This is a genomic window from Ascidiimonas meishanensis, assembly GCF_037782385.1.
Lineage (GTDB): Bacteria > Bacteroidota > Bacteroidia > Flavobacteriales > Flavobacteriaceae > Ascidiimonas > Ascidiimonas meishanensis.
In genome coordinates, this window is record NZ_JBBEXD010000010.1 from 113,328 (window position 1) to 139,382 (window position 26,055).

The window sequence follows — 26,055 nt, forward strand, 5'->3', positions numbered from 1 at the left end:
GGGGCAAAATGAACTTACAGAGATTAATTTTTTTACTATGTGCCGTATTGGCTACCGGGGTGCTATCTGCCCAACGGGAAGCTTCTAACTGGTATTTTGGGCGCAATGCCGGACTCCGGTTTAATGGGGATGGCACTGTTATCCCCTTGCTTGACGGTGAATTAAGTACCAATGAAGGCTGTGCTTCTATCTCAGATAAATTTGGAAACCTTCTTTTCTATACAGACGGAATTACTATTTGGGATAGAACTAATGGAATCATGACCAATGGCACAGGACTGTTAGGAGATCCCTCCAGCACACAGTCTGCCTTAATAGTGCCAAAACCAGATGATAATGATATCTATTATGTTTTTACGGTAAATGCATTAGGAGGCGATATTCACGATACTACCCTATTACAAGGACTCAATTATTATATTGTTGATATGAGTGTTGGAGCCAATGGTGCGGTAGTTGGCAGAGGTAATAACAATCAACCCTTATTGAGACCCAACTCAGAAAAAATAACCGCAGTACGCTCTGCAGATTGTACTTCTATCTGGTTAATCACCCAGTTTCTGGATTCATTCTATGCCTATGAAATTTCGGCTGCAGGGGTGAATACCACCCCCGTTATTTCAGTGACGCCTACCGTGGTGCCGCTAGGTGGTTATAGATACAATGCTATTGGGTATTTAAAAGCCTCCCCTGACGGTACTAAAATAGCCGTAGCACATAGTACTGTTTCAAACGTTACCAACCGCTCTGCTCCAGGAAAGTTATTACTATATAATTTTGATACAGCTACCGGGCAAGTAAGTAATGAACAGGAACTCAATATAGATAACAGATCTCCTTATGGAATTGAATTTTCGCCTAGTAACGAAATTCTATATGTAACCACTGATTTATATGATGGTTTTGGTTCTTATGTTGACGGAAAACTTTTTCAATACGACCTGTTGAATGCAGATATTGATGCTTCCAGATTTCAATTGGGTGAATTTATCAATGGTGCCTTGCAATTAGGGCCCAATGGAAAAATATACGGTTCACAGTTTGGTAGTGGTGCCTTGAATGTGATTAACAACCCTAACGAACGCGGGGCTGCTTGTAATTTTGTGGCTGGACAGCAGGCATTGGGAGGTAGATTTGCCTCATTTGGACTCCCCCCCTTTATTCAATCGCTCTTTAACGAGGTAGTAAATATTTTGGGTGATGCTGGTAACACAGGCAATACAGATCTGGTGATTTGTGAAAATGAATCTTATACTTTTAATACACCCGTAATTCCGGGAGCAACCTATACTTGGACTTTTGAAGATACCACCAATAATACAACCATTTTACCTGGAAATAGCAATACCTATACCCTTGCAAATGCTACTGTAAACGATTCTGGTATCTATAAACTTGAAATTGATAGAAATGATGGTAGCTGCCCTATTGAAGGATTCGCATTTGTAACTGTCAATCCGCTTCCCCCTTCAAAAAACACCATTCTCACCCAATGTGATTTTGACGAAGCAAATCCATCAGATGGGATTACCCTTGTAAATCTGGAACAGGCAAGCGCAGAACTCATGAATAATAACCTAGGAAATGGCATTACCTTCCATGAAAGTCCAGCAGACCTTCAAAATGGTGTTGCGATTGCCTCGCCTGAAAATTACCGAAATACCAATCCTTTTAACCAAACCATCTATGTAAAAATTACAGCTGCTACTGGATGCTTTTCCGTAGCAGAACTTATCTTAAATATTCAATCTACCATAGTTACAGATACCAATATTCAAAAATATTATGCCTGCGATCTTACCGCAGAAGATACCCTCTTAGAGAGTTCTTTTGACCTTGAATTGATTCGCAGTAGCTATGCACCTTTAGAGGCTACTTTTTATACGAATAGAAATGACGCAGCCTTAGAATTAAATGCCCTAAGTGGCAACTTCTTAACTTCCAATACACAATTATTTGTTAGACTTGAAAGTGCAGGACAATGCCAGGGAATTGAATTGATAGAATTTGTAATAGATCCGCTTCCAGTGGTTAATTATCCTGATGAAGTATTTGTTTGCTTGAATGAACTTCCCGGGGTTTTAATAGCAGAACCGGGGTTTGAAAATTACAGATGGTATAAAATTGAAGGGAATACAGAATCAGAAGTATCAAATGTACAAACCGCAGCCGTTACAGAAACAGGTAGGTATAGACTACAACTCACCCGAAACTATACAGATGGCGGAATTGTAAGAAGCTGTTCAAACTCTAAATTTTTTGAGGTAATAGGCTCTGACGTTGCAACCATTAACCGTGTTGTTATTCGTGATTTCTCTGATAACAATAGCATAACTATAGAAGTTTCTGGAGAAGGTGATTATGAGTATGCGATTAATGATATAAATGGCCCTTATCAAGATGCTAACGTATTTGATAATATAACTCCAGGGGCAGTCATAATTTACGTAAGAGATAAAAACAATTGCGGGATAGCAGATACTGAAATATTTGTACTGGGCTATCCTAAGTTCTTCACTCCCAACGGTGATGGCTTTAATGATCTCTGGCAAATTGTAGGAGCTCGTTCTGGTTTCGATACTAACTCAAAATTATATATCTTTGATAGATACGGGAAACCCATTAAAGAAATGAGGTTAAATGATCGTGGATGGGATGGAACCTTTAATGGAACCTTATTACCATCCGCTGACTATTGGTTCTGGGTTATCCTGGAAGATGGCAGACAATTCAAAGGTCATTTTACCTTAAAAAGGTAATCCGTATCATAAAAATGCCCCAGCATTATAGACTTTTCCTACTCTAGTAAAAAAATGAAAAAGATTAAAAATGAAAAAAGCAATTTTTTGCATAGTGGCATTTTTTACCATTTTTCAGAGTTGGTCTCAAGGGGAAGCTGCTTATTGGTATTTTGGGAAAAACGCAGGTGTTTATTTTGATCCCGTTACCAAAGATGTTTCTGTATTAACTGATGGGGTACTCAATACGTTTGAAGGATGCTCTACCATTTCTGATGAAAATGGAAACTTACAGTTTTACTCTGATGGAGTGACCGTTTGGGATAGAAACCACAATATCATGCCCAATGGTACCGAATTGAAAGGAGATGAATCTAGTACGCAATCCGGATTAATTGTTCCACACCCTACACTTACCTCTATTTATTATTTGTTCACCGTTGATGAACCGCATAATGCCAATTTTTCCGTATCAGATATCATAGATGTTTCCGGAGATGGTGATGGCTTTAACAATGGATTAAACTATTCTGTAATAGACATGAGTTTAAATGGTGGGTTAGGTGATATAATTCCTGGGCAAAAAAATATTCCACTCATCACATATAATCCTGGAGACCGATTTGAAAATGGGTATAAATGTTCAGAAAAAATAACAGCCGTTGAAGGTGGTCAAGAGAATACTTTTTGGGTAATCACGCATTTTACAGAAAATTTTTATGCCTTTAAAATTGATAGCAACGGTGTAAATGAAACTCCCGTCACAAGTTTTGCCGAACCCGAAGTACCCGTTTCAGGCTATAGAAGAAATGCACTGGGATATTTAAAAGCATCACCTGATGGAACAAAAATAGCAGCCGCCTTTTTTAGTATTTCTGAAATTCCGGGTGCAGATGCCCCTGGAAATATTTCGCTTTTTGATTTTGACAATATCACAGGAAGAGTAAATAACTCTACTGAATTGTATAACGGTGATGCACCTTATGGTATTGAGTTTTCTTTAGAAACACGTAAACTCTATGCCGTAGTTGGTCGTGGTAGTGGTGGCGGTGGAAATAGTTTCCTAATTCAATACGACTTAAGAAGGGCAGATGTTAAAAACTCTATGACTATTATTGATGAGTCTTCAGATTATAATTATGGAGCCTTGCAATTAGGATTGGATGGTAAAATTTACCGTTCTCAAATTGATTTTTTACAGGTAGGAGCTGGTACCACTGGAAAATATCTTGGTGTAATTGAAAATCCAGAAGCTACCGCAGCAAATGTAATCTACAATCCGCAAGCTATTTACCTAGATGTTAATAATGATGGTAGTAATGAAGTAAGGCTCGGACTTCCTCCCTTTATTCAATCCTTTTTTCTCAATAAAATTGATATCATCAGAAATGGGATTAGTGACACCTTTTTAGAGTTATGTACAGGAGATACTTATACCTTAGTGGCAGATGATATTCCCGGAGCCACTTACCTCTGGGAAAAAGATGAAGTTCCGCTAGCTGAAACTGGAAATACACTTACCATCACAAATGCTTCTGCCGCAGCTATTGGTTTTTATACGGTTCGCGTAGAACCTAATAATGGAGACCCTGTATTGGAGGGTACTGCAGATGTTGATGTGATTCCGCTTCCAGTGGTTCAAAACACCTCTTTAACCCAATGTGATTTTGATGGTGATGGTTCTACTATTTTCAATCTGGAGCAGTCTATAGGTCAAATTGTTACAGATATAGATCTCATCAATACTTTTGAGTATACATTTCATGAAAATCTTAATGATGCGCAGAATGAACTCAATGCGGTAAATAGTGAATCTTACTCAAATATTGCGAACCCACAAATAGTATATGTTCGTGTAGAAAATAAACAAAAGGGATGTTTTTCTGTAGCAGAGCTAGAACTTAGCACTAGTTTCACTCCACCTCTAACTGTAAATATTTCTGCATGTGCTGATGGCGGAGTAGAAGGATTTGCACTGTTTGACCTCAATCAGGCTTCAGCAGCATTAACATTAGGCCCCGGAATAACGCTTACGTATTACTTAACAGAAAATGAAGCGCTAAATGAAACCAATGCATTAGATACCAATTTTGAAAATACGCTTCCCTTTAACCAGACTATTTATGCTAGGGCAGAAAACAACAATCAATGTGCAGGAATCAATGTGGTAAATCTACAAGTAAATGAATTACCAGATATACAACAAGAGCAAGATGTTTTTATCTGTGAAAATTCTGCTGCAACCTATACCATTTCTGCAGGAATCCCTATTAGTGAAACTGGAGATTACACCTATGAATGGCAAACGAATGAAAGGCAAAATACACCTGCAATTGAAATCACCGATGCTGGTTCTTACCGGGTAATTGTGACCAATAGCGGTGGTTGTTCTGTGGAAAGAACAATAAGAGTAAACAGTTCTAATATTGCAGTTATTGACGATATAAAAATTCGGGATCTAAGACAAAATAATAATATTACAATCCTAGTTACCGGCTCTGGAAATTATGAATATGCTTTAGAAAATAGTAACGGGCCATATCAGGACAGTAATAAATTTAGTAATCTTCCTCCGGGATTTGTAACCGTTTACGTAAGAGATAAAAATGGATGTGGTATTACCCAGCAAGGTATTTCCATTTTAGGCTATCCTAATTTTTTTACACCAAATGGAGATGGAATTAACGATACGTGGCAATTAATTGGCGGTGATCAGTTGAGAAGTCTTAATACTTTTGTTTATATTTATGACAGATATGGAAAACTCATCACTCAACTAAATGCTGCTGGGAGTGGATGGGATGGTCTCTTCAATGGTAGACAGCTTCCGTCAAGTGATTATTGGTTTAGAATAGTCCTTGAAGACGGCAGGCAATTCAATGGTCATTTTGCATTGAAACGCTAGGTATCTAAAAAATTAATTATAAATTTTAAATTTTAAAATGTTTTCAAACGCAAGAAAACTCGCTGTTATAACATGGAGCCTGTTCCTAATATTCGTATCTATTGGAACGTATTCCACTGCCCAGAGCTGTACCTCCGTATTAAGTCCGGCTAATGGCGCTGTAAATGTACCTTTAGACGCTACAATTACCTGGACACCCGTTGCAGGTGTTACAGGATATATTATTTCTTTAGGCACTACTCCAGGAGGATCAGACATTGTGAGTAACCGATCTGTAGGACTTTCTACCTCCTTCCTACCTCCTCTAGGGTTACCAAATAACACTACTATCTACGTAAGTATATCACTGTTTTTTTTTAATAATGAAAATATTCCATGTCCTGTATCCAGTTTTACAACCGAAAATATTACAACACCTCCCCTCTGTACAGATTTAACAAGTCCGTTGGCTGGTGCTGTAAATGTCGCCATTAATGCAAATCTGCAATGGAATGTATCTATTGGAACTGAAGGCTATTTACTAACTATTGGAACCACCCCGGGAGGAAATGAAATACTTCCTACCACAGACGTTGGGAATATATTAAGCTACAATCCTTTACTAGATTTCCCGGCGAGTACAATCATATATGTGACCGTGATTCCCTATAATTCTAATGGAAGCGCCATAAATTGTAATTCACAATCTTTTACTACAGGGTCTCTTGGGCAAGCGCCTGAATGTACAAACCTTATATCGCCATTAGATGGTTCGATTGATGTTCCGCTCACGCCAGAACTTAGGTGGAGTCCCGTTACCAACGCTACGGGCTATATTATTAATATGGGAAGCACTCCTGGTGGGAAAGATATTCTTAATAATTTTGATGCAGGTAACACTACGTCTACAGTAGTCGTAAATTTTCTGTTTAACGTTACCATTTTTGTAACCATTACTCCCTATAATGACGCAGGTTTAGCTACAGGTTGCGACGAAGAAAGTTTTTCAACTAGTGCGGGTTGCGGTCCTTATTTTGATCCTAACACAGGGCTCATTGTAGATCTTAACCCTGTGATTACAGATCCAGATACCATAGGCCTTTGTTCTGAAGCAATTCCTTTTAACTATGTGGCAGATACCAATGCAGATGGATATGTTTGGTATGGTTTTGACCCTAATGGCGATGAAGTTGAACTTACCACAACGCGTTCTATAGATTTTGAAATTGAAGGAACTTATAGACTGGTAGCCTATACCATAATAGATGTTAGTGGTGAAGAATACAGATGTGAAAATTCAAAACTAATTGAAGTAATTACCACAGAGGGTCCCAGATTTGAAAATATTAGAATTGAACCCATTGGCGACTTAACAAGAATCATCATAGAAACCAGTGGTAGTGGTGACTATGAATATGCTATTAACAATCCAAACGGACCTTATCAAGATGCAAATTTTTTTGATCTTGCTGATGTTGGAAATATTACGGTATATGCCAGAGAAAAAAGTGGTTGCGGTCTTATCTCTAGACAACTTTTTTTTAATCCCGTTTCCATTCTCTTTCCAAAATTCTTTACACCAAATAGTGATACTATTAATGATTTTTGGAATATCCTAGAAGATCGTGTGAATGATATTCCCGTAACTGGTTTGCAAATATTTGATAGATATGGGAAGCTATTAACCCGTATTCGTCCTCAGGAATCTGGTTGGGATGGCACCTTTAATGGGAGACCTATGCCCGCCTCTGATTATTGGTTTGCCGCCATTCTAGAAAATGGAGAGATTCTTAAGGGGCATTTTGCGCTTAAAAGATGAAAACTTTACCTTGACATAATACCTTTTAATTTTATAAATTTCTAAACACTTTTCTAAGCCTTTGTTTGTTAATTTTGCAGAATGAAATTTAAAATCGAATCTGAGTTTAAACCTACTGGGGATCAACCTGAGGCTATTAAACAATTATCGAAAGGAATTAATGAATTTGAGCGTTACCAAACACTTTTGGGAGTTACTGGATCTGGAAAAACCTTTACGGTTGCTAATGTGGTAGAAGAGGTTCAACGTCCTACTTTGGTATTGGCACATAACAAAACACTTGCAGCTCAATTATATTCTGAGTTCAAACAGTTTTTCCCAGAAAATGCTATTGAATATTTTGTTTCTTATTACGATTATTATCAACCTGAAGCATACTTACCCGTAACAGGAACGTATATAGAAAAAGATCTGTCTATAAATGAAGAAATTGAAAAGCTTCGCCTGAGTACCACCTCATCCTTACTTTCTGGGAGAAGAGATGTATTGGTAGTAGCCTCTGTTTCTTGTTTATATGGTATTGGAAACCCTACGGAGTTTAAAAAGAATGTGATCACTATTGAAAAAGACCAAATCTTATCACGTACGCAGTTTATGCATAAATTAGTACAAAGTCTTTACTCCAGAACTACTGCGGATTTTGTAAATGGAAATTTTAGAGTGAAGGGTGATGTAATAGATGTGTATCCGGGTTATGCTGATGAAGCTTATAGAATTCACTTTTTTGGAGATGAAATAGAAGAAATAGAAGCTTTTGATCCGCAATCCAAAGAAGTATTGGAGCGTCATGAAAAGCTTAATATCTATCCAGCGAATATCTTTGTGACTTCGCCAGATATTTTACAAAATGCCATTTGGCAGATTCAACAAGATCTGGTAAAACAAACAGATTATTTTAAAGAAATTGGAAAACCTCTGGAAGCTAAAAGATTGGAAGAACGCACTAATTTTGATCTTGAAATGATTAAAGAATTGGGGTATTGTTCTGGTATTGAAAACTATTCGCGATACCTAGATGGCAGAGATCCCGGTACACGACCCTTTTGTTTACTAGATTATTTTCCGGAAGACTATTTAATGATTATTGACGAAAGTCATGTAACTATACCGCAAGTACATGCCATGTATGGAGGTGACCGGAGCAGAAAGGAGAATTTGGTAGAATACGGATTCCGATTACCTGCTGCTATGGATAACAGACCGCTAAAATTTGAAGAGTTTGAAGCTTTACAACATCAGGTAATTTATGTAAGTGCTACGCCTGCAGATTATGAATTACAACTAAGCGGAGGCGTTTATGTGGAACAGGTGATTCGTCCAACAGGGCTTTTGGATCCCATAATTGAGGTAAAACCAAGTAAAAATCAAATAGATGATCTGGTAGAAGAAATTCATCAACGGGTAGAGAAAGATGAAAGAGTACTGGTTACTACCCTTACTAAAAGAATGGCGGAAGAACTCACCAAGTACCTTTCCAGAATTTCTATCCGATGTCGCTATATTCATAGTGATGTAGATACTTTAGAAAGAGTAGAAATCATGCAAGACCTGCGTAAAGGAATTTTTGATGTGCTTATTGGTGTAAATTTATTAAGAGAAGGTCTAGACTTGCCAGAAGTATCTTTAGTTGCTATTTTGGATGCTGACAAGGAAGGTTTTCTAAGAAGTAACAGATCGCTTACTCAGACCGTGGGAAGAGCTGCTCGTCATTTAAATGGTCGCGCAATTATGTATGCAGATAAGATTACGAATAGCATGCAAAAAACTATTGATGAAACTAATTATCGCCGAGAGAAACAAATAAAATGGAACAAAGATCATAACCTTGTGCCCAAAGCCTTAAAAAAAGCATTAGACAGTGCTTTTGAAGGTGGAGGAAACAACTATATCAATCCATATGAAAAGAAAATGCCGAAGGCCGCAGAACCAGAAGTAGCCTACATGACCAAGGAGCAGCTTGAAAAGCTAATAAGAAACAAAAGAAAGGCTATGGAAAAAGCGGCTAAAGAACTAGATTTTATGGAAGCAGCCAAATTACGAGATGAAATCAAGGAACTCCAAGGGAAAAACGTGTAACTTACCTGAAAAGAAATAAAACAATGAGACGTGCCTACAAAGAAGCATATAAATGGGTGCGGCATAGCCTTCGAAAAGACCGCACCAAAGGTGCTAGCGAATACGCAATGGCCAGAGAATTTATTCGTGTAAAAACAGGTTTTTTTCATTTGCTTCGGGATTCTCTTTTTATCATTATAGGTATTTTTTCTGCTGGCTTTGGTTTGGAAAGTTTTCTAATCCCAAATTCGTTTATTGATGGGGGCGTTACGGGAATATCTCTTATCGTAGCGAAAGTTTCTGGTTTTTCATTACCGCTATTGATCGTTCTCATTAATTTGCCATTTATATATCTGGGATACCGGGTGATTAGTAAATCATTCGCACTTAAAAGTTTTTTTGCCATTGCAGGACTGGCTTTGGCGGTTGCTTTTATAGAGTACCCAACTGTGACTACAGACAGATTACTTGTTGCTACATTTGGAGGATTCTTTTTAGGTGCAGGTATTGGACTATCCATAAGAGGTGGTGGTGTTTTAGATGGCACAGAATTGCTTGCCATTTATTTAAGCAGAAAAACTGGTATTACTATTGGCGATGTGATTCTTTTATTTAACGTAGTGATCTTTGCTGCAGCAGCCTATCTTTTATCTATAGAAACCGCTTTATATGCTATGCTTACCTATCTAGCCGCCTCTAAAACCGTAGATTTTGTAGTAGAAGGAGTTGAAGAATACACAGGTATTACCATTATATCCGTCTACAGTGAAGAAATCCGGACAATGATTACTGAAAAAATGAGAAGAGGAGTTACCATTTATGAAGGAAAGCGTGGTTATGGAAAAAAAGGAGCAAATCTAGATCGTACAGATATCATCTATACCGTTATTACACGTCTGGAAGTGGCTAAAATACAAACGGAAATAGATAAAATTGATCCAAATGCATTTGTAATTATGAGTAGTATTAAAGACACTAAAGGAGGAATGATTAAGAAAAGGGCTCATAAATAAAAAAGAGAAATCTGTTTCCAGATTCCTCTTTTTTCAACATTACTAACCAAACTTAACATTATGAAATTTCTATCAATCTTTTTGGCTTTGGAAGTGCCTCTTCTTTTTTTGGAAATGTTAACACCAAAATACCATCTTCATAACTTGCATTGATTGCATCCTCATTAACCGTTTCTGGTAAGGTAAAAGAGCGCTTAAAAGAAGAACGACTAAACTCTCTTCTAGTATAATTACCTTTTTCATCTTTGTTTTCAGAAGACGATTCAACGGTTGATGAAATAGTTAATACATTGTCATCTACCTCTATATGAATATCATCTTTTTTAAATCCTGGTACTGAAAGCTCTAAATCAAAATGATCTTCAGATTCTTTGATATTTACAGCGGGTAATACATTGTGGCTATGCTCTAATCCACCCATCCAATCAGGCTTTAAAAACTCATCCAATAATGAAGGAAACCAAACGTTGTTATTTTTTCTTACTAGGTTCATTTTTTATGTATTTTTAGTTAAACTTTTTATTTACGCTTAGTATATGGCAAATTATATTCCATCTATAAAAATGAGACATTTTGTCGCTTTTTACACCTATATAGATGACTTTTTGTCGCTTATTGAGTTGTTTACTGTCAAAATGAACTCATGAATTACTATATTCTCTTTAGATATCTTCACCTAGTCTCCATCTTTATAGTGGTAGGAAGTGTTTTTGCACAGCAGTTTCTTGTAAAGACAGCAGTGGACAAACAATTACTTAAACGTATCTTACTTACTGATGCTATTTACGGGATTGCATCGGTTTTGACAGTAACTTTTGGTATGATCTTGTGGTTTGTAGTAGGAAAGCCTCCAGAATTCTATTCAAATAGCAATACCTTCTGGATCAAAATGAGTCTGTTTATCATCGTAGGTATATTATCTTTATACCCTAGCCTATTCTATTTTAAAAGCAAAAAGGCAAAAACAGCGCTCATTCATATTCCTCAAAAACTAATTATGGTATTGAGAATAGAAGCAGCCTTATTACTCATTATTCCGTTTTTTGCAGAATTGATGGCTTTTGGGGTTACCTTTTAATTATAGTGCGTTTTGAAAATTGAAATAGTATGTCTGGTGGAATTATTTTGTTGGGGTATTGATCCATTATTTTCAAAACCGTTTCCGTAGCCTGAGGGTGCAGTCCCATTTTTAATCCGTAATTCCTAAGTTCACGCAACTCTTCAGGGTGTTGATGGCCGTCAACATTCATTAATAGGATCAGTCTGTGGAACTGTAAAATACGTTCAGACTCTGGTTTAATAGGTGTTCTTTTTGCGGTTGTACCAAATAAATGATCAAAAGTTCTTTTGGTTACCCCTAATTGAGAAGCTACCGCAAGTAAAAAATTATATTCAGAATCTTTAACCTCTTGATCAGATTTAGCAAATGTAATCATATCTGCCAACAGGCTCAGTTTTTCAGATTCCGTATCCATACTTCCATAAATTTTGTTCAATTTAAAAAAAATCTTAAGACTGTGAAAAAACATAAAAAAACTCCCAGAATAAAATTCTAGGAGTACATTATAAACCATTTCACTCAAAACTAGCTTTCCAACACTATTGATTTAAGTAAGATACCAAATAAAAGCAATCGGCAAAATGCTTCCGTCAAACCTGATACCTATACTAAAGACGATTCATAAAACAATATGTTACACTTCATTAAATAAAAAAGACTCCAAAACATAAGCTATAGTTCTGGAGTCTATCTTGTTAAAACGAATATTCTTTTAATTGAGTAATTCTTTTACTTTATCGGCAGCTTCTTGAAACTGAACCGCAGAATGCACGGCTAGCCCAGAATTATCGATTAGCTCTTTTGCAATTTCTGCATTTGTACCTTGCAATCTCACTATAATAGGTACATTAATAGCGTCTCCCATATTCTTATAAGCATCTACAATACCTTGAGCTACACGATCACAACGAACGATGCCACCAAAAATATTGACCAATATTGCTTTCACATTGGCATCCTTTAAGATAATACGGAAAGCTGCCTCTACTCTTTTTGCATCTGCTGTACCTCCAACATCTAAAAAATTAGCCGGTTCCCCACCTGACTGTTTGATAAGATCCATAGTAGCCATTGCCAAGCCAGCACCGTTTACCATACAACCTACGTTACCATCAAGGTCTACATAATTAAGCCCTAAAGCATTCGCTTCTACCTCAATAGGATTTTCTTCTCTTAAATCACGCATTTCCACGTAATCTTTGTGACGGAACAAGGCATTGTCGTCTAGTGTAACCTTGGCATCAACTGCCATAATTTTATCATCTGACGTTTTCAATACCGGATTTATCTCAAATAAAGAAGCGTCACTTGTTACATAAGCCTTGTATAAAGATGCCACAAAACGAGTCATCTCCTTAAAAGCTGTTCCAGAAAGTCCAAGATTAAAAGCAATTCTACGCGTTTGAAAAGGCATAAGCCCTATAGCAGGGTCCACCTCTTCCGTGAAAATAAGGTGTGGTGTTTTTTCAGCAACTTCTTCAATATCCATTCCCCCTTCAGTGGAATACATAATCATATTTCGTCCTTTACTCCTATCGAGTAATACAGACATATAAAACTCAGAAGTTTCAGAGTCTCCTGGATAATAAACATCTTCGGCAACTAATACCTGATGTACCTTCTTTCCTTCTTTTGAAGTTTGAGGGGTAACCAGATTCATTCCAATAATGTTTTCAGCTATAGATTCTACTTCCTGCAAGTTTTTAGCAAGTTTAACTCCTCCCCCTTTTCCACGACCACCAGCATGAACCTGAGCTTTTATTACGTGCCAACCTGTACCTGTTTCCCGTGTGAGTTGTTTAGCAGCCTCAACCGCTTCTTGTGCATTATGCGCCACAATACCCCTTTGGATACGAACGCCAAAATTTGCTAATACTTGTTTTCCCTGATATTCGTGTAAATTCATAACTGAACATTCTTTATTTAAGCGATGCAAAAATAGGAAACAAAGAATTATAAAACCAATTTAATTTGGTGGCTGATAAGAGAGAAGAAAAGTTCGGAAAGTCAAACCAACCAAAGGCAAGAATAAAAAGGATAAAGAAATTAATAATATTATCTAATCTTTTTAAAATCTAATGGATCAAAACTTCTAAAATGACCATTCATTTTTATGATTTCCTTGGTGCGGTTCACTTCCTTAACTACCGGAATAATCTTTTTTAAATGCTCTTTAATGTACTTTAAACGTTCACTCTCATAAATTAGGTGTAGCAATTCCAATTCTTGAACAACAGACATTCCAATTTTATGCCCTAATGTGAAACTGTTAAATTCTTGAGTGTCTATATCCGGTATGTCTACATTCATAACTTCATATAGCTCAGAAATCAAGGCTAATACTTTTTCTTTAGTAGACGGATTCCCATCATAAATATTATTAAAAAATTTGACATCACCACCTGCATAAAGCTTTCCGTCCATAGGATTCTTAAATTCATTTATGAAAAAAACACGTTTACCTCTGCAAAGTATATCAGAAGAGCCATTTTCATAGTTCTTTACAGTCTCCACAAGTTCAATTTCTGTTCCATAAGTCATTTTTCCGTTTACCAAAGTTGGAATTCCAAACTTACCATTGCTAATTTCAATATCTTTTAGAAGTTCGCGATAACGCTTCTCAAAAATATGCAATGGAAGCTTTTCATCCGGAAAAACAACAATTTGAAGGGGAAATAATGGCAACAATGACATAGAATTCTTTTAGGACAAAAATACGAATAATTTAAGTTTGAAGGAGATTTAACACAAAAAACAGATTGTTTTAAATATAACTTATTGTTTTATTTTTATAAAAAAACCTCAAAATAATTGATTTAAAGAAATTATACTTTAGATTTGTTACTTAAAATTTCATGTTATGAATACTAAAGATCTTCTTAATATTACGAAGGAATTTGGCAGTCCGGTTTATGTGTACGATACAGAAAAAATTATCTCCCAATACAGCCGGCTTACCTCTGCTTTTAAGAATGTGCCTAATTTACGCTTGAATTACGCAGTTAAAGCACTTTCTAATATAGCGATTCTGAAACTTATGAATTCACTAGGTTCTGGACTAGATACAGTTTCAATACAAGAAGTGAAGTTAGGGTTGATAGCTGGTTTTAAACCTGAAAAAATAATATATACGCCCAATGGAGTTTCTCTAAGAGAGATTGAAGAAGTAGCTGCTCTTGGGGTACAAATTAATATTGACAATTTATCCATATTAGAGCAGTTTGGTTCCAAACATCCCGATGTACCTGTTTGCATTAGGATTAACCCCCACGTAATGGCTGGCGGTAATTCAAATATTTCCGTAGGTCATATTGATTCTAAATTTGGTATTAGTATTCACCAGATGCCACATGTAATTCGCATCGTTGAAAACACTAGTATGAAGGTCAATGGAATTCACATGCATACCGGAAGTGACATTTTGGATATTGAAGTATTTTTGTATGCTTCGGAAATTTTGTTTGATGCAGCCAAAAATTTCAACCAACTGGAGTTTATTGATTTTGGAAGTGGTTTCAAAGTTCCTTATAGGGAAGGAGATATTGAGACAAATGTAGAAGAACTTGGTAAGAAATTAACGAAAAGATTTAACCAATTTTCTAAAGAATACGGTAGAGAACTTACGCTTTGCTTTGAACCAGGTAAATTTTTGGTAAGCGAAGCAGGATACTTTCTGGCTTCTGTGAATGTGGTTAAACAAACAACCTCAACCGTTTTTGCTGGTATAGATTCTGGTTTTAATCATTTGATAAGACCTATGCTTTATGGAGCCAGCCACAGAATTATTAATATTTCTAACCCCAAAGGCAGAGAGAGATTCTATTCTGTTGTAGGTTATATTTGCGAGACAGATACCTTTGCAACCAATAAAAGAATAACTGAAATAGCAGAGGGTGATGTGTTGTGTTTTCATAATGCAGGTGCGTATTGCCACACTATGGCCAGTAATTACAATTCAAGATATAGACCCGCGGAAGTGCTTTGGCATGAAGGGAAATCCTATTTAATCAGGAAAAGGGAAACATTTGACGATCTAATTAGAAATCAAGTAGATGCTGTTAAATTTAATGTAAATGTAACTGCTTAAAGATACGAAATGCGCCAAAAGGCGCATTTTTTATTATATTTACCTTATAAACCTATTTATGAAAGTTATGAAAACAATACTTCTTCGCCCCCTGTTATTGATTTGCTTAGTCGCTATAACTGCATCTTTTAACCCTCCCGTAGAGGCTATTGAATGGATGAGTTGGGAAGAAGCGATTACTAAATCTAAAACCGACAAAAACCCGAAAAAAATATTTGTTGACGTCTACACTGATTGGTGTGGTTGGTGCAAAAGAATGGATGCCGTAACTTTTAATAATCCTGAGGTAGCAGCTTATATGAAAAGTAATTTTTATATGGTAAAATTAAATGCAGAACAGAAGCAGGATATTGTTTATAACAACCGAACTTTTAAATACGTGGCAAGCGGGCGAAGAGGCTATCACGAGTTAGCCGCTCAATTGCTTAAAGGGAAATTGAGTTATCCAAGCGTTGTTTTTCTTGATGAAAAAGTTAAAATTGTAACCGTAGTTCCCGGATTTAGACAACCAAATGAATTTCTAAAAGTTGCCAATTATGTTGGTGAAAATATTTTCAAAAATACCAGCTGGCAGGAATACAGTCGCTCTAAAAAATAATCCTTTTTAATTGCCCAACATTTTGTAACTTTATTCATCTCTCATTTAAATCCCTGGGATGAAACACTTCTTTTTGGCACTTTTACTTCCTTTTTGTGTAGTCAAAGCACAAGAACTTAGTGCATACAAAGAATTCACAAAAGACTCTGCCAGAATTGGTATTATAAATCTTACCTATGGCCCCGTAGAGGTTTCCGTTTTTCCTCATGTTTACTTTCAAGATAGTATACATATTCATCCAAAATTCTTAATTAATGCCAGAGATTCAATGTGGTTGGCCTCCATCCCTCTAAAGCATATAAAAGATACTTCCAAGATACAGCTGAAACGTTTTTTCAATATTAAAGCAATGCTTGGTGATTCTAAAACTGCTAAACATGATTCCACTTATTCCTATTCTTTACCGTACTCGAAAGATAAACCTTATAAAGTGGTACAAGGATTCAATGGAAAGTTTACCCATAATAGTATCAAATCAAAATATGCGATTGATTTTAATTTAGCTGTAGGCGATACCATTTATGCAGCACGAGAAGGTATTATTGTAAGAATTAGAGATAAATTTAAGGTGCATGGGGGAAGAGATTTTATAGACAAAGCAAATCTAATAACTATTCTTCATGAAGATGGAACCTTAGCCGCGTATGTTCATTTAGACTATCAGGGTGTTCTTGTAAAACCTGGAGACTTTGTACATCGTGGACAACCCATAGGAATATCTGGACTTACTGGATTTACCAGAGGTCCGCATTTGCATTTTGTGGTAAGGGAAGGAAATGATAAATCTGTACCTGTATTTTTTGAAGGTTACGAAAAGAAATATCTCAAATCAGGTAAAAAATATGTTCGTAAAAAATAATTTACTTCTAAAAATATTAGGGTGTATACTTCTGTTGACCTCCTGCGCGCAGCCTATTGAAAAAAAAGATCCGCTTCTTGAGGCACTTCAGGATTCAGACCCAAATATCAAAAAAGTGACGGATAGGATAGCACAATACAACGTACAGATATTGTTTACCAGAATCAATAGAGATAAAAGTAATAGCCCTTTTTTTACCGATTTTAAGTTTCAGGTAAATGATAGCAGCTATTTTTATCCAGCAAGTACCGTAAAATTTCCAGTAGCGATATTAGCCCTTGAAAAATTAAACAAGGAGGACACATACCATGGAAACACTCATTTTTATGTGGAAGGAGACTCCATTGAAACCAGTTTCTTTAAAGAAGTTAGTAAAATTTTTGCAGTAAGTGATAATGATGCTTATAACCGTCTTTTTGAATTTCTAGGGCCGGATTATATCAATGAACAGCTTCAAAGTAAAGGTTTATTCCCGGCAAGATTATCTCATCGCCTTTCAACAGATGATGCTGGAAATATTACCACAAAACCTTTGGTTGTTTTTTTGAATGATAGTACGATGAAACAAACGGAAGCTACCGTTAATAAAAATCCTGAAAGATTGCAAATGAAGGGGATTATGAAGGGAAAAGGATTTTATGAAGATGACTCATTAATTCCTCAGCCCTTTGATTTTTCAGAAAAGAATTATCTCCCCATAACCACCCTTCACTCGTTGATGAAAAGAGTTATTTTCCCCGAAAAATACAGCCCTGATGAAACCTTCAAGCTTGGCAAAGAAAACGAAAATTTTCTTTTAAAAGCCATGCATACACTTCCTAAAGAAGCCGGATACAATCCTGCAATCTATTATGATAGCTATGGTAAATTTTTTATGTATGGAGATCGTAAAGAGGCTATTCCTTCTTACATTAAAATATACAATAAAGTTGGTTATGCTTATGGAACTCTTACTGATTGCGCTTATATAGAAGACACAAAAAATAATATTGAATTTTTACTAACGGCTACTATTCTTGTCAACAAAAATGAAATCTTCAATGATGACGTCTACGAATATGATACGGTTGGAATTCCATTTCTAGCTACTTTAGGTAGAAAACTATACCAAATTGAACTTGAACGCAAACAAAAATAAGAACTCATAAACCGAAACTTCTTGTAATCCCTTTTTAATTGATTTTTATGAAATATTCTTTTCTAGTTAATTTTTTCGTTTTACTTATCACCATTCTGCAACCTGTTAAAGCTTTAGCACAAGAAATAGAAGACCCACATAAATGGACACCAGAAGATGTGATTCATACAGCGTTTTTGAGAAATGCCGTATTTTCTCCAGACGGCAGTATGGTGGTATGGGCTAAAAGTAGAGCACTCAAAGAAAAAGACAAGTTTATATCCAATCTTTACCTAACCAGACTTAACAAAATGGAAGATGGAATGCCATTTACGGTTAGACTTACAAATCAGGATGAGAACGATTATTCTCCTATTTTTTCTAAAGATAACAACCATATCTACTTTTTATCTTCAAGAGAAAAAGGTAAAAAATTATGGAAATTAAGTATTTATGGTGGAGAGGCAATTGCTGTTCACGAATTCAAAAATGGCATTTCAAATCTTCAATGGAAAAACGAGAATATCTTATTGTTCGTTAGTAAGGAAGGAGAAACGCTGCGTGAAGAAACCCTAAAAAAGAAAAAAGATGATGTGAAGGTGGTTGAAGATTCTTTACATTGGAAACCTTCCCGCATTTTTGGCTTTGACTTAAAAAATAAAACAATAGAGCGCATTACCACCAATACCAAACCTTTAAATAACTACAAGGTTTCAAACAATGGAAAATGGTTGGTATATGCAATGCAAATGAGTCCGCATTTCTCAGCCGATGCACAACCAGACCCAACTTACTTCTTAAAAAACCTCGCAACAAATGAAGTGATTCAAATATTGAGCGAGTTAAAATTTCCTTCTTCTAATTTTCAATTTAATAACATAGATAGTGGCTTTTACTTTGTATCTTCTTTTTCCTCAGATCCAGAATGGAACGGAGCTGGAATTCAGGAATTATACTATTATAATCTAGCGGAGAGAAAAGAACAAAAAGTAAATTTAGAATGGGAAAAAGGGATTGGACGTGGTTATTGGATGTTAGGAAACGATGTGCTGGTTTCCTTAGCCAATAAAGCTACTTTTAAAAATGTGATTTACAAGCGTACAAAAGCTGGGTGGGAAAAGGAAGCTGTTAGTTTTAATGATTCCAATGAGCATTGTACGCCTATTGCAACTTCAAAAAAAGGCAATAAGATAGTATACGGTTACTCCACTGCTTCTTCCCTCCCACTTTATTTTACAGCAGACAGAAAAGGGAATCAATTAAAAAATATATCAGAATTTATTAAATTAAATACCAACCTTTCTCAAAAAAAAATAACCAAAAGTGAAGTGATTACCTGGAATGGGTATCAAGACGAAGAGGTCACCGGGATATTGTATTATCCCGAAAATTATATAGCTGGAAAAAAATATCCGCTCATACTCTCAATTCACGGAGGGCCGTCTGGAGTAGATACAGATGAATGGTCAGAACGTTGGAGTACTTACCCAAATATTCTTTCCCAAAAAGGTGCGTTTGTTTTAAAGCCTAATTACCACGGTTCTTCCAATCATGGATTAAAGTATGTTGAAAGCATTAAAAAGAACTATTACATTCCAGAAATGGAAGATATTCTTAAAGGCCTTCAAATGCTGGAAACTAAAGGAATGATTGATATGGATAGACTAGGAACTACAGGGTGGTCTAATGGTGCAATTATAAGCACTATGCTTACCGTAAAGTATCCTAACCTATTTAAATTTGCTGCCGCCGGAGCGGGTGATGTAAATTGGACTTCTGATTTTGGAACCTGTAGATTTGGAGTAAGTTTTGACCAGAGCTATTTTGGAGGTGCTCCCTGGGATGATGTTAACGGAACTTTCTATAACGAGAATTATATTATTAAATCACCCTTATTTGAACTGGATAAGGTAATTACCCCTACCATTATTTTTCATGGCAGTGAAGACCGCGCTGTACCTAGAGATCAAGGCTGGGAATATTATAGAGCACTTCAACAAATAGGGAAGGCACCAGTAAGATTTTTATGGTTTCCAGGACAGCCCCACGGACTTCAAAAAATTTCTCATCAGTTGAGAAAAATGAAAGAGGAGATGGCATGGATTGACACCTACTTATTTGATAACCCGAAAAAAGAAAATGAAGCTTTCAAAAAAGATAGTCCTTTAGCAATCTTACTTAAAAAACAAGAAGTAAAGACAGCAAATGGATTGTACGGTATTCCAATTAATAACACACTCATCCCTGAAACAGTACTCATTAAAAAAGATTCTATTTCTTTGGGAAGATTTGAAGTTACCAACGCTCAATTCAAGGCATACAGAGACACACACGGTTTTAAAATTGGGCAAGATAATTATCCCGTTCTATTAAAGTTTGAAGAAGCAAAAGCATATACCGCATGGCTTAGTAAAATTACAGGTGATAAATATAGACTCCCAACCCCTGAAGAAGCAAAAAAACTCCATGAAAAAGCGTTGAAAGTAGGAAAGAAAGAAAATACGCTTTCCTATTGGGCAGGCTATGATATCACATTAGACGAGGTTCCCATTTTAAGAGAAAAGCTAATTGAGTTAACAAACGAGCTCGTTATGGAAGTAGGCCGTTTTTCCTCCATCAAAATAGAAAATGCGGCAGTTTACGATCTAGGAGGCAATGTGGCTGAATATTGTACTAATGGTAGCTCTTATGGTTTTAGTGCCTACGATTTCGTAGATTCTGTACACAAGAAACCAGCAAGGAGTGCATATAATGGGCTTCGTGTTGTTTTGGAGAAAAAAAACTAGAGATCCTCATAAAATGTTAATCCATTTTTATAAAGATCATAAAAAGCAAATTCTCTAGTATTCCAAGAAGTTATTTTTAGACTTGTATTGGCATGAAAAATCCCTTTAGCTTCATACTCATTATACAATTGCTCAATAGCATCACAAACAAAACGCAGCATTGGGCGGTGGGTAATAGATTCCCATTCTTTACTATCATGCCGTTGTAAATGTAATTCTATACCATCTCTTGTTACTCCAGCGTAGAAAGGATTTTTAGGTTGATCTTGAAATGATAGCTTAAAACCTAATTTAGCTACGCAAAACCTTATGGCTTGTTGTACATCTTGCACTGGTAATACAGGATGTACAGATTTTATATAGCCTTGTGCTTTCATTTTTTATATCTTCCGAATCTTAAAATTTTTATTTAAACTAATGGAGAATAGACGCATTCAAATTAAAAGTACAGAAATACTCTCAGATAATTGGTATACCTTAAAGAAGATTGATTTTAATTACCAATTAGATGATGGTACTTGGCAAAATCAAAAACGTGAATCTTATGATCGGGGAAATGGAGCTGCCGTGCTTCTTTATAATGAGACAGAGAAAAAAGTAATTCTTACCAATCAATTTAGAATGCCAACATATCTCAATGGAAATCCTGACGGGATGATGATTGAGGTCTGTGCAGGATTATTAGATGAACTAGATCCTGAAGCCTGTATAATTAAAGAAATTGAAGAAGAAACTGGTTATAGAGTGCCAAAGGTAACTAAGGTTTTTGAGGCCTATATGTCTCCTGGGGCGGTCACCGAAATACTTCACTTTTTTGTTGCTGAATATAATAAAAGTATGAAAATAACAGAAGGAGGAGGTAATCCAGAAGAAACTGAAAATATTGAAGTACTAGAAATTGGTTTTAGTGAAGCCCTTACCTATATATCAGAAGGTAAAATAAAAGATGCCAAGACCATCATGTTGTTTCAATATGCGCAACTTCAACTAGCGTTAGAAGGCAATGAAAATTAAAAATGCATCGGGTGTCTTGGTGGCTATTGTTTTGGCACAATTCTTTTGCACCTCACTTTGGTTTGCTGGCAATGCAGTAAGCAAAGAGCTATTGCTGTTATTTGAAAACACTAACAATGCACTTGGCCATCTTACTGCTGCTGTTCAATTTGGATTTATTCTGGGTACGTTGACCTATGCCATTTTTGCAATTCCTGATAGGTTTTCACCTTCAAAAGTATTCATGCTAAGTGCATTTTTAGGAGCACTCAGTACACTGGCTATGCTGGTACCGATGGAAACGTTTTCTGGGATATTAACTTCTCGTTTCCTTACAGGCTTTTTCTTAGCTGGCATTTATCCAGTAGGAATGAAAATAGCAGCAGATTATTTTGATAAAAGTTTAGGTAAAGCACTTGGATTTTTGGTAGGGGCCTTAGTTCTTGGCACGGCATTTCCACATTTTATAAGAGCTTTTTCAATTAACTTTTCTTGGAAAATAGTAATTATTGCATCCGCCTCTCTATGTATAGTTGGTGGACTTACCATTGGTTTATTTGTAAAAGATGGTCCGTTTAGAAAGAAAGGTGCTAAATTTCATTTTGCAGGTTTGAAAGCACTTTTTGCGAATCGGAGATTCCGTAATTCAGCTTTCGGGTACTTCGGACACATGTGGGAACTGTATGCCTTTTGGGCATTTGTACCTGTTATGATTCAATTATATAGCCATCAAGAAACTATCTTAGACAGTTCAAATTCGCTTTTATCCTTTTATATAATTGGCATAGGCAGTTTGAGTTGTTTTTTTGCCGGTTGGATCTCAAAAAAAATAACCATAAAAAAAACAGCTTTAACAGCCTTACTAATTTCTGGTTGCTGTTGCCTGCTGTCTCCTTTTCTATTTTCTAGCACTGAAATCATATTCTTTGTATTTCTCTTAGTATGGGGGGCAAGTGTGATTGCAGACTCTCCCATGTTTTCAGCTATGGTTGCCACAAACGCCCCCGCCGCAATAAAAGGATCTGCACTTACCATAGTTAATTGTATAGGATTTTCTATGACTATTATTAGTATTGAAATTATTGGTTTCTTAAATGAAGTTGCCCCAAGTTCTCCATACATTTTCTTAGTATTACTACCGGGGCCTGTTTTTGGATTATGGGCATTATTAAAAAAGCCTAAAGCCTAAAATTCGAACTTTTATAAGTAACCGTTTAATTTTAATAAGATTCATGAATAGCAGAAAAATCATCTCGCCCTCTAGCCTTTTTAACTGTTTTGACTAGCTTTAATTTTTTAATGCCCTATACATAGAAGTAATGAGTTTTAATTATTAGAAAACAATGTACGGTAACTTAGCCTATTTTTAATCCGTTTTCAACATTTCTTTCCGGTTGAATTAGAATCACATCATTAGTATCTACAGCTCCCAAAACCAAGCATTGACTCATAAAATTAGCAATCTGTTTCTCAGGGAAATTAACTACTGCTATAACTTGTTTCCCAATGAGTGCTGTTTTTTCATACTTAGTAGTAATTTGTGCCGAAGATTTTAGAATTCCAATTTCTTTTCCAAAATCCACAAGAAGTCTAAATGCAGGCTTACGAGCTTCGGGGAAATCTAATACCTCAATTATAGTTCCAACTCTCATATCGATTTTTGAAAAATCATTCCAGTGGATTGTTTCCATAAAAAAATTATAAGACGTTGGTGATTTTATAAAATTCCATTTCTAAAAAGTTTCTTCCTCAAGATTTTTTAAAAATATTATCTAATACCCATGCCGGACCAATTAGAAGAAATTGAAGATCTTTAAGAAAAGAAGGTTTCTTTCCTTCTATTTTATGACCGTAAAATTGACCTATCCAAGCGACTGCAAAAATTAATAAAGAAACCAGCCACAATGGAGCAATAGTAGCTATCCAATAATTCAAAATAATACAAAGTACAGAAAACACTAACACTTTTAATGCCATTGCTACAGAAAGTCTTATGTAAAAAATAAGCAATAATATAACTACCAGACTAGCCCAATTTTCAAGTAATGGACTATTGAACGGTAATAGTTTCTCTAAAAACTTTGAAGGAATACTTAATATTAAGCCTATAATTGAGAAAAAAATGGCCGGAACACAGATGTAATGTATGGCCTTATTGGTTTTATTTTGATGGCTAACACCATATTCTTCAAACCATTGATCCAGAGTTTTCATAATTTTCTTAGAATTTGGATAAAATGACTCCGTACAATTTACAAAATTTTTAATATTTGAAATTTTTTAATTTCATATCATATTTGTATTAAATTAATAGAAAAAATGGCGAGAACAGAAAGTACCATGCTCCCCTTAGGAACAATAGCACCAGAATTTAATCTTCTGGATACCGTAAGTGGAAAGAATCTTCATCTTGACCAGCTTAAAGGAAGTGAAGCTACTGTGATTATGTTTATATGTAATCATTGCCCGTTTGTTAAACATATCAATCCTGAACTTTCTAGACTTGGACAAGATTATGAAAAAAAAGGAGTTGGTTTTGTGGCAATTTCCAGTAACGATGCAGTGAATTACCCAGAAGACAGTCCTGAAAAAATGAAGGAAAATGCAATTTCACAAAACTTTACATTCCCTTACCTATATGACGAGGGTCAGGAGGTTGCAAAAGCATATGATGCAGCCTGCACTCCTGATTTTTATGTGTTTGATGCAAACCTTAAACTTGTTTATCGAGGTCAATTAGATGACTCTAGACCAGGGAATGGTATTCCAGTGACTGGAAGAGATATTAGAAAAACACTAACTGCATTAATAGATAAAAAAGAAATTGATCTAGAACAAAAGCCTAGTATTGGGTGTAATATCAAATGGAAAAAGTAAATCAAATAGAAAACAATATTGGTTTCAAAAAATGTTTTATTGCAGATATCGCTCTCATGGAGAGGATAGCTGAAAAAGCCTACATTGAGCATTATTCACATATTTGGAAAGATGGTCCTGAGTTTTACCTAAACAAAAGTTTTTCCAGAGACGTATTTTTAGAGGAGTTGACCCGAGATACTATTGAATTTTATTTGATTTACTATTTGGAATATCCAGTTGGGATTATTAAAATAAATCTTTTCAAAGATTTTAGAGGTAATGAAAATCCTTATATGATGGAATTGGAGAAAATTTACATCATAAAAGAATATACGGGTAGGAAAATTGGGGCTACAACCATTTCTTTTTTAAAACATATTGCTGTCAACAAGAATATTTCAAATATATGGTTAAGTGTAATGACGAGTAGTAAGTCTATCTCTTTTTATAAGAAGCAAAACTTCGTATCTGTTTCAAATTGGTTCCTTGATTTTGACAATCTTAAAGATGATTATCGCGAAATGCTTATCATGAACCTAGAGATTAAACCTTTACAAATTTGATAAAGCAATTTTAATATGTGTATAATGATGCTCACCATGCCATGCATATTTACCAATATTTTCCTTTAACGTCACTCTACTATTATCTTCTGGGTGAATAAAAGCTAACTCAAGTTGTTCCTCATTAAGACCTTTAATAAGGTAAACTAATTTAGCATGAAGGCTATATAAATAATCTAAAGACAGTCTTATGGGTGCTTTTTGAGTATCAAAAAGTGATGCCCAGTCTCTTTCATTATATGCCTTAATAACAGGTGTTCTTTCAGTAAGTGTCCATTTGAACCGGGTATAGCTATTATGGTGACTATCGGCTAAATGATGAACTAGTTCTCTTATATTCCATCCGCCAGAACGATACTGAAGCCTAAGTTCATCTTCATTCAAGTTACGCACTAACTCATCAAGCTTTAATGGAAATTTTTCCAATTGACTGATCCACTTCTGCAATTGTTCCTGATGAATCGTTTGAGGGCAAACAAATTGCCCTATAGGGTATTGTAATTTTTCAAGGTTAGTATTCGTCATGATCAAATTTATACAACTTACTTCAACATTTTAAATATTTTTAAGAAAATAGTCTGAAAAACAAATTTTAGTATAGTAACTTTATAGAATACTAATTTT

23 protein-coding genes are annotated in these 26,055 nt (G+C 35.6%); 15 read left to right on the forward strand and 8 right to left on the reverse strand.

All coding sequences use genetic code 11. The annotated features are described in order from the left end of the window. The first annotated feature begins 8 nt into the window (after nt 1-8). The 5 genes from WBG07_RS15980 (at nt 9) to WBG07_RS16000 (ending at nt 10,509) form a co-directional block, all read left to right on the forward strand. The gene (locus tag WBG07_RS15980; protein WP_340202674.1) at nt 9-2,759 is read left to right on the forward strand and encodes a T9SS type B sorting domain-containing protein; all 2,751 of its coding nucleotides are present in this window, start codon (nt 9-11) and stop codon (nt 2,757-2,759) included. 70 nt (nt 2,760-2,829) lie between these two features. After that, nucleotides 2,830-5,643, forward strand: coding sequence for a T9SS type B sorting domain-containing protein (locus WBG07_RS15985; RefSeq protein ID WP_340202676.1), 2,814 nt, complete (start codon nt 2,830-2,832; stop codon nt 5,641-5,643). A gap of 37 nt (nt 5,644-5,680) precedes the next feature. Beyond that, a complete protein-coding gene (locus tag WBG07_RS15990) occupies nt 5,681-7,441 on the forward strand; it encodes a T9SS type B sorting domain-containing protein (RefSeq protein WP_340202677.1) in 1,761 nt (586 codons plus the stop codon). 81 nt (nt 7,442-7,522) lie between these two features. Beyond that, complete coding sequence (gene uvrB / locus WBG07_RS15995) at nt 7,523-9,517, forward strand: excinuclease ABC subunit UvrB (RefSeq protein ID WP_340202678.1); 1,995 nt, start codon at nt 7,523-7,525, stop codon at nt 9,515-9,517. Between the two features lie 23 nt (nt 9,518-9,540). Then, entirely contained in the window at nt 9,541-10,509 is a 969-nt protein-coding gene (locus WBG07_RS16000; protein WP_413788830.1) for a YitT family protein, read from the forward strand. A gap of 58 nt (nt 10,510-10,567) precedes the next feature. On the opposite strand, the gene WBG07_RS16005 is transcribed toward WBG07_RS16000, so the two are convergent. Continuing rightward, nucleotides 10,568-11,002, reverse strand: a complete 435-nt coding sequence (locus WBG07_RS16005; protein ID WP_340202679.1) for an Hsp20/alpha crystallin family protein — start codon at nt 11,000-11,002, stop codon at nt 10,568-10,570. Nucleotides 11,003-11,152: 150 nt separating this feature from the next. On the opposite strand from WBG07_RS16005, the gene WBG07_RS16010 reads away from it, so the two are divergent. Continuing rightward, nucleotides 11,153-11,587 carry a DUF2214 family protein gene (locus WBG07_RS16010; RefSeq protein WP_340202680.1) on the forward strand — a complete coding sequence of 145 codons (435 nt, stop codon included), beginning with the start codon at nt 11,153-11,155 and terminating at the stop codon, nt 11,585-11,587. On the opposite strand, the gene WBG07_RS16015 is transcribed toward WBG07_RS16010, so the two are convergent. From WBG07_RS16015 to WBG07_RS16025, 3 genes are all read right to left on the reverse strand, one after another. Continuing rightward, entirely contained in the window at nt 11,577-11,984 is a 408-nt protein-coding gene (locus WBG07_RS16015) for a TerB family tellurite resistance protein (RefSeq protein ID WP_340202682.1), read from the reverse strand. The two genes, WBG07_RS16010 and WBG07_RS16015, sit on opposite strands and share 11 nt — an antisense overlap. A 297-nt stretch (nt 11,985-12,281) precedes the next feature. Continuing rightward, nucleotides 12,282-13,475: an ADP-forming succinate--CoA ligase subunit beta gene (sucC, locus tag WBG07_RS16020; RefSeq protein ID WP_340202684.1), complete on the reverse strand. Its 1,194-nt coding sequence runs from the start codon at nt 13,473-13,475 to the stop codon at nt 12,282-12,284. A 149-nt stretch (nt 13,476-13,624) separates the two neighbouring features. Then, complete coding sequence (locus WBG07_RS16025) at nt 13,625-14,263, reverse strand: LON peptidase substrate-binding domain-containing protein (protein WP_340202685.1); 639 nt, start codon at nt 14,261-14,263, stop codon at nt 13,625-13,627. Nucleotides 14,264-14,429: 166 nt separating this feature from the next. Here WBG07_RS16025 and lysA point away from each other — a divergent pair, with 166 nt between their 5' ends. From lysA to WBG07_RS16050, 5 genes are all read left to right on the forward strand, one after another. Next, nucleotides 14,430-15,656: a diaminopimelate decarboxylase gene (lysA, locus tag WBG07_RS16030; protein ID WP_340202686.1), complete on the forward strand. Its 1,227-nt coding sequence runs from the start codon at nt 14,430-14,432 to the stop codon at nt 15,654-15,656. Between the two features lie 67 nt (nt 15,657-15,723). Further along, nucleotides 15,724-16,254: a thioredoxin family protein gene (locus tag WBG07_RS16035; protein WP_340202687.1), complete on the forward strand. Its 531-nt coding sequence runs from the start codon at nt 15,724-15,726 to the stop codon at nt 16,252-16,254. Nucleotides 16,255-16,312: 58 nt separating this feature from the next. After that, the gene (locus WBG07_RS16040) at nt 16,313-17,113 is read left to right on the forward strand and encodes a M23 family metallopeptidase (protein WP_340202688.1); all 801 of its coding nucleotides are present in this window, start codon (nt 16,313-16,315) and stop codon (nt 17,111-17,113) included. Further along, on the forward strand, nt 17,097-18,251 hold the full coding sequence (locus WBG07_RS16045) for a serine hydrolase (RefSeq protein WP_340202689.1): 1,155 nt from the start codon (nt 17,097-17,099) through the stop codon (nt 18,249-18,251). The genes WBG07_RS16040 and WBG07_RS16045 overlap by 17 nt, the downstream gene beginning before the upstream one ends. Nucleotides 18,252-18,298: 47 nt before the next feature. After that, on the forward strand, nt 18,299-21,016 hold the full coding sequence (locus WBG07_RS16050; protein WP_340202690.1) for a S9 family peptidase: 2,718 nt from the start codon (nt 18,299-18,301) through the stop codon (nt 21,014-21,016). On the opposite strand, the gene WBG07_RS16055 is transcribed toward WBG07_RS16050, so the two are convergent. Next, on the reverse strand, nt 21,013-21,393 hold the full coding sequence (locus WBG07_RS16055) for a VOC family protein (RefSeq protein ID WP_340202691.1): 381 nt from the start codon (nt 21,391-21,393) through the stop codon (nt 21,013-21,015). The two genes, WBG07_RS16050 and WBG07_RS16055, sit on opposite strands and share 4 nt — an antisense overlap. 40 nt (nt 21,394-21,433) lie before the next feature. On the opposite strand from WBG07_RS16055, the gene WBG07_RS16060 reads away from it, so the two are divergent. Then, nucleotides 21,434-22,030 carry an NUDIX domain-containing protein gene (locus tag WBG07_RS16060; protein ID WP_340202693.1) on the forward strand — a complete coding sequence of 199 codons (597 nt, stop codon included), beginning with the start codon at nt 21,434-21,436 and terminating at the stop codon, nt 22,028-22,030. Continuing rightward, nucleotides 22,020-23,198, forward strand: a complete 1,179-nt coding sequence (locus tag WBG07_RS16065) for an MFS transporter (protein ID WP_340202695.1) — start codon at nt 22,020-22,022, stop codon at nt 23,196-23,198. The genes WBG07_RS16060 and WBG07_RS16065 overlap by 11 nt, the downstream gene beginning before the upstream one ends. A gap of 166 nt (nt 23,199-23,364) precedes the next feature. On the opposite strand, the gene WBG07_RS16070 is transcribed toward WBG07_RS16065, so the two are convergent. Together WBG07_RS16070 and WBG07_RS16075 are read right to left on the reverse strand one after the other, a co-directional pair. Beyond that, complete coding sequence (locus tag WBG07_RS16070; RefSeq protein WP_340202696.1) at nt 23,365-23,700, reverse strand: tRNA-binding protein; 336 nt, start codon at nt 23,698-23,700, stop codon at nt 23,365-23,367. 58 nt (nt 23,701-23,758) lie between these two features. Beyond that, nucleotides 23,759-24,223, reverse strand: a complete 465-nt coding sequence (locus WBG07_RS16075) for an Mpo1 family 2-hydroxy fatty acid dioxygenase (RefSeq protein WP_340202698.1) — start codon at nt 24,221-24,223, stop codon at nt 23,759-23,761. A 105-nt stretch (nt 24,224-24,328) separates the two neighbouring features. Here WBG07_RS16075 and WBG07_RS16080 point away from each other — a divergent pair, with 105 nt between their 5' ends. Together WBG07_RS16080 and WBG07_RS16085 are read left to right on the forward strand one after the other, a co-directional pair. Beyond that, nucleotides 24,329-24,886 (forward strand): thioredoxin family protein, encoded by a 558-nt coding sequence (locus WBG07_RS16080; protein WP_340202700.1) that lies wholly within the window; start codon nt 24,329-24,331, stop codon nt 24,884-24,886. Then, the gene (locus WBG07_RS16085) at nt 24,874-25,431 is read left to right on the forward strand and encodes a GNAT family N-acetyltransferase (RefSeq protein ID WP_340202702.1); all 558 of its coding nucleotides are present in this window, start codon (nt 24,874-24,876) and stop codon (nt 25,429-25,431) included. The genes WBG07_RS16080 and WBG07_RS16085 overlap by 13 nt, the downstream gene beginning before the upstream one ends. On the opposite strand, the gene WBG07_RS16090 is transcribed toward WBG07_RS16085, so the two are convergent. Further along, nucleotides 25,420-25,956 (reverse strand): YfiT family bacillithiol transferase, encoded by a 537-nt coding sequence (locus tag WBG07_RS16090; RefSeq protein WP_340202704.1) that lies wholly within the window; start codon nt 25,954-25,956, stop codon nt 25,420-25,422. The two genes, WBG07_RS16085 and WBG07_RS16090, sit on opposite strands and share 12 nt — an antisense overlap. Nucleotides 25,957-26,055: the final 99 nt, after the last annotated feature.